9 protein-coding genes are annotated in these 8773 nt (G+C 39.0%); 6 read left to right on the plus strand and 3 right to left on the minus strand.

The features are described 5' to 3' along the window. Positions 1-317 precede the first annotated feature (317 nt). From darT to AC5JMK_RS08505, 3 genes are all read left to right on the plus strand, one after another. Positions 318-944, plus strand: coding sequence for a type II toxin-antitoxin system toxin DNA ADP-ribosyl transferase DarT (darT, locus tag AC5JMK_RS08495; RefSeq protein WP_096676211.1), 627 nt, complete (start codon positions 318-320; stop codon positions 942-944). A 50-nt stretch (positions 945-994) separates the two neighbouring features. Further along, complete coding sequence (darG, locus tag AC5JMK_RS08500) at positions 995-2047, plus strand: type II toxin-antitoxin system antitoxin DNA ADP-ribosyl glycohydrolase DarG (protein ID WP_495909867.1); 1053 nt, start codon at positions 995-997, stop codon at positions 2045-2047. A 74-nt stretch (positions 2048-2121) separates the two neighbouring features. Next, positions 2122-2433, plus strand: a complete 312-nt coding sequence (locus tag AC5JMK_RS08505) for a thioredoxin domain-containing protein (protein WP_017312712.1) — start codon at positions 2122-2124, stop codon at positions 2431-2433. Here the strand turns inward: AC5JMK_RS08505 and AC5JMK_RS08510 are convergent. Continuing rightward, positions 2426-2653 (minus strand): hypothetical protein, encoded by a 228-nt coding sequence (locus tag AC5JMK_RS08510; protein WP_096676213.1) that lies wholly within the window; start codon positions 2651-2653, stop codon positions 2426-2428. The genes AC5JMK_RS08505 and AC5JMK_RS08510 overlap by 8 nt on opposite strands. A 126-nt stretch (positions 2654-2779) precedes the next feature. Then, positions 2780-4606 (minus strand): DUF5942 domain-containing protein, encoded by a 1827-nt coding sequence (locus AC5JMK_RS08515; RefSeq protein ID WP_495909868.1) that lies wholly within the window; start codon positions 4604-4606, stop codon positions 2780-2782. A 369-nt stretch (positions 4607-4975) separates the two neighbouring features. Between AC5JMK_RS08515 and AC5JMK_RS08520 the strand changes: the two genes are divergently transcribed. The 3 genes from AC5JMK_RS08520 (at position 4976) to AC5JMK_RS08530 (ending at position 7828) form a co-directional block, all read left to right on the plus strand. Then, positions 4976-5389 (plus strand): hypothetical protein, encoded by a 414-nt coding sequence (locus AC5JMK_RS08520; RefSeq protein WP_096676215.1) that lies wholly within the window; start codon positions 4976-4978, stop codon positions 5387-5389. A 392-nt stretch (positions 5390-5781) separates the two neighbouring features. Continuing rightward, entirely contained in the window at positions 5782-7356 is a 1575-nt protein-coding gene (locus AC5JMK_RS08525; RefSeq protein WP_096676216.1) for a hypothetical protein, read from the plus strand. A gap of 31 nt (positions 7357-7387) precedes the next feature. Next, positions 7388-7828, plus strand: coding sequence for a cobalamin biosynthesis protein (locus AC5JMK_RS08530; RefSeq protein ID WP_096676217.1), 441 nt, complete (start codon positions 7388-7390; stop codon positions 7826-7828). Positions 7829-8046: 218 nt separating this feature from the next. Here AC5JMK_RS08530 and AC5JMK_RS08535 read toward each other — a convergent pair whose 3' ends face one another. Further along, the gene (locus AC5JMK_RS08535) at positions 8047-8412 is read right to left on the minus strand and encodes a phage holin family protein (protein WP_096676218.1); all 366 of its coding nucleotides are present in this window, start codon (positions 8410-8412) and stop codon (positions 8047-8049) included. Positions 8413-8773: the final 361 nt, after the last annotated feature.

Genomic DNA, 8773 nt, shown 5'->3' on the forward strand with positions numbered 1-8773 from the left:
TCAAGCTCGCGAATAACTTTCCTTTCTTTATTTTTGCAAAATTGGGATGCTCCCAAATGGTATTCCCAGTGCGTGATCTACCGAAATGAGTGCGTGATTTACCAAAATGAGAAGGTAAAATGGCATTTCAAGAACTTAATATGGCATTTTGCCTACTAGATTTGACTAAATGCCTTCTTTTCATCAGTAATCAATTAAATTAATGGTGAAGACAGGCGATTGTTACAGTAAATCTACTGAAACTAGGCTTTTTTTCATGTTTCAGATAATTCTGAGGAAACTAAACTATCTAGCACCGCTAACAACTATATAACTCAATGCCTACGCCTATTTATCACATCACTCATATAAATAACTTGCCTTCTATCCTTAACTCTGGCGGATTGATAGCAAATAGTAGGCTAAGACAACAACAATCTAACTATCTTGATATTGCTCATGGACACATCCAAGATAGACGAGAATTAACCCGTGTTCCTTGTGCTGCACTTGGATGTTTACATGATTATGTACCGTTTTATTTTGCCCCACGTTCTCCTATGCTCTACGCTATTCATAAACAAAATACACAGGGATACAGTGGAGGACAAAATCCAGTTATTTATCTAGTTTCTCAGGCACAAATAATAGCAGCGAGCAATTTAACTTTTGCTTTTACAGATGGTCACGCAGTGATAGCATATAGCGAATTTTATGACAATCTTCAAAGATTAGATATGATTGATTGGGCAATTATGCAAGCAAAATATTGGAACAACACACAAGAAGATGGAGACAGAAAACGCCGACGACAAGCTGAATTCTTAGTGCATCAATTCTGTCCTTGGATGTTAATGTTAGAAGTTGGTGTCATAAATAATACTATGCAATTACAAGTTCAGCAAATATTACAAAACTTTAATTCTCAGATCCCCGTAAATATTTACTCTAATTGGTATTACTAAAAGTTATGATCTTAAAAGTTAAGATTGCACTCTTAAACTAATAGAGAGAAATGATTGAATTTAAGCAAGGCAACCTCTTAGAAGAAAATACCGAAGCTCTAGTGAACACCGTTAATTGTGTTGGTATTATGGGTAAAGGTATCGCCTTGCAATTTAAGCAAGCCTATCCTGAAAACTTCCGTCAGTATGAGAAAGCTTGTAAAGCTGGTGAAGTGCAGCCAGGGCGAATGTTTATTTTCGCAACAGATAGACTATTTAATCCCAGGTACATCATTAACTTTCCCACCAAACGCCATTGGAAAGGCAAGTCAAAAATAGAAGATATTCAACATGGACTGGTGGCTTTAGTACAACAAGTGCAGCAATTAGGTATAACCTCGATTGCCATTCCACCTTTAGGATGCGGAAACGGTGGCTTGAATTGGGCTGATGTTAAGCCACTAATAGAATCAGCTTTTGCTCAATTGTCAGACGTACGGGTAATTATTTTTGAGCCAGCAGGTACACCAGCAGCAGAGAAAATGCTTGTTGCGACTAAAAAGCCCAACATGACCCGTGGTCGTGCAATAATCATTCGCTTACTAGAATTGTACGGCATTCCAGGCTACGAGTTAACTAAGCTAGAAATCCAGAAACTCGCTTATTTTTTACAAGAAGTTGGAGAACCGTTAAAGCTACTTTATGTAAAACATATATATGGCCCCTATGCTGCGAATCTTAATCATGTCTTGAAACATATTGAAGGACATTATATTCGCGGCTATGGCGATGGAACCAGCAAAGCTGACAGTGCTGAAATTTATGTACTACCAGAAGGTAGAGAAGCAGCACAAGCTTTTTTAGAAACAGTACCAGATGCTCAGGAGCGTTTAGAACGAGTCGGCAACCTCATATATGGCTTTGAAACCCCTTACGGAATGGAACTGCTAGCCACAGTTCACTGGGTTGCGACTAAAGAACCTAACCCAGCACAAGATAGTGAACAAGCGATCGCTTTGGTGCATGAGTGGAGCGATCGCAAACACAAACTATTTAAACCACAACATATCCGCAAAGCTTGGCAGCGTCTCCAACAGAGCGACCTCAAAGGCTACAATTTATAACTTTTTTTGTAAATTCTTGAATTGGTATGATACCTTTATAATCTGAGATTATGCTTACGTAATTGCACAGCCCCATGCCTTTAGCTGTTATTAAATTCTCTAGTGAAGACTGCGGAATTTGCCACAAAATGTCATTTTATGACAAAAAAGTGGCAGAGGAACTGGGTTTAGAATTTATTGATGTCAAAATGCAGGATACTGCTACTTACCGTAAGTATCGTCAGATTCTGTTGACGCAGTATCCAGATAAATCAGAGATGGGATGGCCTACCTATATTATTTGTGATTCTCCAGAAGGAGAATTTCAGATTGTGGGCGAGGTCAAAGGGGGCCATCCTAAAGGTGAATTTAGAAGCCGTCTGCAAGCTGTTCTAGATTCTAATTAAGCAGATCAAACGATTTGATTTCTAAGACAGGGCCGATCATGGCGATCGTCATGACATCTTCACGTACTTCGCCTGTAACTTTGGCTTTTTGTCCGGCTTTGAGTAAGCTTTTGTCAGCACCTCTAAGAATTTCGTAAGTAGTACCATCATTACTTACTAATGCCCAAGCGCCAGTACCAATATCACGGCGTTCTACTGTTCCTGTGACTATGATGCTCATTGGCAAAACTCCTTTGTTGTGAGAAAAAGGGGGACAAGGGAGACACGGGGGCAGAATTCTCCGCGTCACCGCGTCTTACCCTCTCCGTGTCTTTCAAGGCGTCACCGTGTCTGCTATTCTCCCTTGTTATGCTGATTGTTCTTCGTTTTTCACGGCTAAACGAGCTAAACCAAAACAAAGTAGAGCATTAATTATTAGGAAACTGCGAGCTAACATCCCACATCCTAAACCCCAAACGGCTGGATCTAATACTGCACTGACTCCTAAACAAGCAGCGACACCCAAGGATGAACCGATCGCAAACCATTTCCATTGCGGATGTCCTAGCAGTAATACTACTAACACTAGGGGAATGAGTACGCTAGCAAATAAGGGGTTTAAGGCGCTACTTCCTTGAATGGTGTTACCGAGTTCGGGTATGGAACTACCCAACAAGCGGAAGGGCCATTGTGGTAAGTCAAAAATGTAGATTGGTTTGAGGAAAAACAATCCAGAACTACCTGCAATTAAACCACCAAATAAACTCCAACCCCAGGTAAAGGGGAAATAAACCCGTAAAAACCAAGCCAACAGATAAGAACCCAATACCATCAAAATCTTAGGTAATAATGCTACTGCACCACCATCAATCCAAAAACCGGGGTTGAAATAGCCATTATCCCGCAACCAACGGAAAAAGTCTTGGAAGCTGATTTGTCCACGTATGGCGCGTTGGACTGCGGCCTCAGCACTTAGTTGTCCTGCACCATAGTAATTTAAATTGTCTTCCCCAATAACTCTGGCTGATTCTTTGAGGACTTGCAAAACTTCATTTGGTTCTTTGACTCCAGCAGCTTCGATGAGTGCTGCTACACCCGCAACATGGGGAGCAGCCATACTTGTTCCCTGTAAACCGAGAAATACGGCTTCACCAGTTTCAGGATCGATAGTTTCTTGCAATACTTTACCCGCATCACTACCACCAGGAGCAGAAATATCTACTCCAGCGCCAAAGTTAGAATAGGGGGCTTTTTCACCATCTGGCCCCAAGGCTGATACGCCGATGACGTGGGGATAACGGGCTGGATATGAAGCAGAATTTTGATTTTCGTTCCCTGCTGCTGCTATGATCACTACACCTTTTTTATGGGCATATTCGATCGCATCTTTCATCAGATGGCTTTCACCACTACCACCCAAGCTCATATTAATGATATTGGCGTCATGATCGGCAGCAAATTTAATTGCTTCGGCAATATCAGCAACAGTACCACCACCATAGCTACTGAGTACTTTTAAAGGCATGATATTAGCTTCGTAAGCAACTCCGGCTACACCATAATTGTTATTAGTAGCTTGAGCGATCGTACCAGCCACGTGAGTACCGTGTCCGTTATCGTCTTTGGCTTCTTCGGTGTCGTTGACAAAGTCATAACCTTTGACAAACTTTGTTTCTTCTAAGTCGCGCACCTGAGTCACACCACTATCTATGACTGCTACTGTGACGCCACTACCTTTAGTTTCCTTCCACGCACCAACAACACCAATGTTATGCAAATGCCATTGCTTGCTGTACATTGGGTCGTTAGGATCACTAGCACCAGTGCTAAACTGCTGATCTGGTACTTTGTCTTCATCTAATTGGGGAATTCTATAAATATAGTTAGGCTCAATAAATTCTGTTGCTGAAGCAATTTGAGATTTCCGCAGTTCTTTGAGCCGTTTTTTATCGCCTTCGATGATATAGACATTATCCTTGCCGGAGAATTGATTGTCTAATCGGGGTGTGACGTTGTATTGTTGAGCGATCGCTTGCAAATCTTGTTGCAATTCTTCTTTGGGAATATCTTCCCTAAAATCCAGCACAATCGTCTCAAATTCACCTTTTGCTGCTAGTCCCTGAAAATTTAGGAAACCAAACACCGCAGCACTTAGCCCGATGACAAACAAGCACAAAAATAAAACCTTTCTCATATTAAGTCATTACCGCTTTTTGCCAGTATGCTCATTACGATAGCTTATACAGTTCCTAAGTGACTGTATTTTGCATCATAGCTACACATAAGAAAATAGTAAAAGATGTAAAGGTTAAAAGGTAATGAGAAATAGATTTTCTTTTACTCTTGTTCCTTTAATTTAGATCTTGCACCTCGCACTGGCGATTATAAATCGCGGCTATACAAACTAAGTCCGCCTAGGCGGACTAACAAAAATTAAAGGGTTATAAACCCACGTAGGTGGGTTTTTTATGTGTAGCCGCAACTTCTAGTTGTCAGGCGCAATATCTCAGTTTAATTTGTTTTCCAAAAGTTCTTTTTTTCTGACTTTAGAGTTAAACCCATTATGGAACACGGTCTATTGTGGCTACCTTTGTTAGCAGCATTTTTCTGGTTAGCTTGGCAAGGTTCTCAAGAATATCAAAAAATTGAAGCTTATCGAACCTGGGCAGAGCAATTTGACAAGGCGAAGTACGATATTTACGCGGTACTCGGTCAAAAAGATAACTCAATTACTTGGGGAAAACCAACACCGAAAGGCCCGATTAAATTAGAAACATTTTCTTTGGAGAATGTTCAACAAATACGCCTTTTGGTGGATGAAAAAAATATTGATATGCAAAAAATTCCCGAAAAAGGTCGGACGATTGAGCTAGAATTTGTATTTCTTGAATCTGCAAACTCTGTGCGAGTTCCTTTTACAGAAATTCCTTTAGCAGCAGAATGGGGTAAATATTTGCAAAGTCAATTGAATCAGTAAACAGTTAACAGTGAATAGACCTCTTGCAAAAATATTTTTACCCCACCCTCAATACGGTTCGGTTAAGGATTTTTCGCATGATTTGGGAATGTAGAGACGTTGCAGTGCAACGTCTCTACAGGGTTTAAATGCCAATCGATTTGTCTTATCCGAACCGTATTGACCCCACCCTAACCCTAAGCGTAAACGCTTAGGGAACTAAATTTTCCCCCTGTGAACGGGGGGATTGAGGAGGGTTCATTCGACTTTTGCAAGAGGTCTAATATAGCATTTCTAAATCATTGAACAACAAGATCCCCGACAACTCCTGCGAAGTCGGGGATCTGACCTGTTAAAATCGGAACTAATTAAATAGATATAGAGTCGTAATTTATATAGAGTGCGATTAAAAGATGAGTTTTATAAATATTAATAATCTTGTTAAAATTACTGGCATTTTATTTATAGTAACTGCTTGCACTGCCCAAATTGATGATAATGCTCAGGCTGTCAAAAGTGAAGTCAAAAATTGTCCCAAGCCTGCGATTGTTCCTTTAGCTGTACCAGGAGAACAAGCAGATTTTTATGAACGATTTGATTTTCACATTCGTAATATTGTTGCTGATGCTGATACAGTGAAATTCCAAAGTCGTAATCAAGATTTTGTGTTTTGTCGAGGAAATAATAATTGGACAGTGCAATCAGGAAGTTTACCTGAGAGTTTAAAAACACCAACTTACTCAGATTATTCGCAAGATTTTAAAACAATTCAATTTCAAGGTCAAACTTATCAATATCGAGTTCTCAGAGAACCCTTAACACCAACAGTACCCAATCCAAGCAAAGATAAAGTATTTTTTGAGTTAATTACTCCTAATAGTAAACAACCTCAGCGACAAACACTATATACTCTCAAAGAATTACAACAAAAACCAAATATAGGTGTGCAACTAGGTTTACCACGAATTACTGCTGCTGTTATTCATAGAAACAGAATTTGGTGGTCAGTTGCGTTTGAACAAGGTGAAGGTAATGATGGAATTGCGACAATTGTTGGTTATGAACCACAAACAAATAAGTTTACGTTTATTAAACCGCAAGAGTTGCGATCGCATCAAATTACTGATTTAGTTGTCACAGGAAATACTAATAACCCCACGTTTTGGATGGGTACAAAAGTCAGTGGTGAGGGTAATCCCTATCTTGCTGCTAAAGGACTGGTTGCTTATCGTCCTAATTCCCAAAATCCCAATTCTGGAACTTTGACTTCCTACAATGTTTATAACAGCCCCTTGGTCGGAGCAATTCCTGATAAATTGAGATTGGAAAATAATCAGCTTTGGGTTGGTACGGGTAATGGTGTTTGTCAAATTAATCTAGAAAATATTGACAATCCTCAAAGTTGGTCTTGCTGGCGATTTGCAGCTATGGCTAAATTACCAAAATCTGGTTTAAAAACTTACAGTCAATTATCGAGTCAAACACCAGCTTTAACTTTATCTCCGACCCAAAATCATGACACAATAGAAGTACTTTGGTGGAGTCCAATAGATTTTAAAACTCGTAAAGGTCGTTACGAAGTTAAAACAACACAAGGCTTTACAGTCAAGCTAGATCAAGGTGCTAGTCGATATGAATTTGGACGAATTTTACCACAAGAAAAACCACTTGTATATTGGCCTGGTTTTGAATGGCACTGGAATGGAGAACATTTTGTACGAGGTTTTGATGAAGTAGCTTTGAATTACAGTGGTGGTGGCCCTTTCGGTATTGGTGTCACCTTTGGTACTACTGGTAATCAAAGAAATGCAAATGCGATTCGTGGTGATTTGGAATTACTTGAGATTTCAACAAAATCTACTAGTGTCAAATATTATTCTGGCTGGGTGGAGCAAACCAATTTGAATCCTTACTTAACAGTCTTACCGCAGACACAACCGCAAAACAAACAACCAAATCCTTTAGCTGCGATCGCCAAGCAATTATAGCGGCTTATTGGTAACTATGAGGTAATCTCAATTGCTGTTAACAGAATTTGATCTCCATCCAAGAAATTTGTGGGTGGGAGTTGGTTGTCAAAGAGGTACTTCACGAGAATTGATAGAAGCAGCGATCGCACATGTATTTGGAGAAAATCTACTTTCTCAAAGTGCGATCGCAGGTATTGCTACTATTGATACTAAAGCCGATGAAGTTGGTTTAGTGGAACTTTGTAGAGAAAACAATTGGCTTATTAAAACCTTTACTGCTGAAATTCTGTGTACAGTTTGTGTTCCTAACCCTTCCCAATTGATTCACAAACACATAAAAACTCCTAGTGTTGCTGAAGCTGCTGCTTTATGTGCATCTGAGTCTAAACATCTGTTAGTTACTAAACAAATTTTTCGTCGTGCGATCGACAATCAAAAGGATACAGTAACAATAGCTATTGCTCAACTGGAAAAGAACTTTAACAAATAAAAAGATAAAATTAAAAATAAAATACTCATCAATAAACTTAGGGACTTCACACCGATTTTCTTCTTTTTTGTTTTAATTTTTAACTTATGGGAGCATCCCAAATGTTCAAAAAACCCCCCTGCGATTGAAATCGCAGTCTCATAGCTAAAGTCTGCTTAAGCAGACTGCTTGGTCTATTTGAGTCGTATGAATACGACTTACTTTTTACTTTTTACTTTTTAGTCAACTACTCTTAAAAAATAATTAATTATACTAGAAACAATTGATAGTACAATTGAACCTAATAAAGCTGCGATCGGACCTTGAATTACAAAACCATAACTGGGAGTCAGAAAGCTGGCTAGCCATAAAGCAAATGCATTGATGACAAAGGAAAATAAACCGAAGGTCAGCAGGGTGATAGGAAAGGCTAATATTCTTAATATTGGACGAATGAAAGCATTGACAATCCCAATGAATACAGCACCAATTAAAGCTGTAACAAAACTATTTACCTTAAAGCCAATATCGAAATGTTGAAGAATATTAGCTGTTATTAGCAACGCAACAGCTGTTCCAAGCCAAGTTAATAAAAAGTTTTTCATACCCTGTTTAATTGTGATTTGTTTGTTCCTCTAGGATTTAGCTAAAATCAGTAGATGAGCATACATAAATAATAATGTGTTGTAAGCGATTCTTACTGCTTCAGACTTTAATATTAAGTGCCAAAGCGCATACTACAAACATTTCTATATTTTTTGTAGGTATAAAAATGTACTTTTTGATTTAAATATTGATGATGAATTATCTATAGTTAGTGACACTATCTCCGACAACTCTCAATACGGTTCGGATAAGACAAATAGATTGACATTTCAACCCACCAGAGACGCGATATATCGTGTCTCTACATAGTGACATACTCCCACACTGAATGAGTACATTACAGTGTGGGCTTCTCAGACA

The sequence above is a fragment of the Pelatocladus sp. genome, from assembly GCF_059505505.1.

Excerpts from the sequence above, each read along its gene's own strand:
- AC5JMK_RS08535 (WP_096676218.1), bottom strand. The coding sequence starts at position 8,412 with ATGAAAAACTTTTTATTAACTTGGCTTGGAACAGCTGTTGCGTTGCTA.
- darG (WP_495909867.1), top strand. The coding sequence starts at position 995 with ATGATTGAATTTAAGCAAGGCAACCTCTTAGAAGAAAATACCGAAGCT.
- AC5JMK_RS08525 (WP_096676216.1), top strand. The coding sequence starts at position 5,782 with ATGAGTTTTATAAATATTAATAATCTTGTTAAAATTACTGGCATTTTA.
- AC5JMK_RS08505 (WP_017312712.1), top strand. The coding sequence starts at position 2,122 with ATGCCTTTAGCTGTTATTAAATTCTCTAGTGAAGACTGCGGAATTTGC.
- darT (WP_096676211.1), top strand. The coding sequence starts at position 318 with ATGCCTACGCCTATTTATCACATCACTCATATAAATAACTTGCCTTCT.
- AC5JMK_RS08520 (WP_096676215.1), top strand. The coding sequence starts at position 4,976 with ATGGAACACGGTCTATTGTGGCTACCTTTGTTAGCAGCATTTTTCTGG.
- AC5JMK_RS08510 (WP_096676213.1), bottom strand. The coding sequence starts at position 2,653 with ATGAGCATCATAGTCACAGGAACAGTAGAACGCCGTGATATTGGTACT.
- AC5JMK_RS08515 (WP_495909868.1), bottom strand. The coding sequence starts at position 4,606 with ATGAGAAAGGTTTTATTTTTGTGCTTGTTTGTCATCGGGCTAAGTGCT.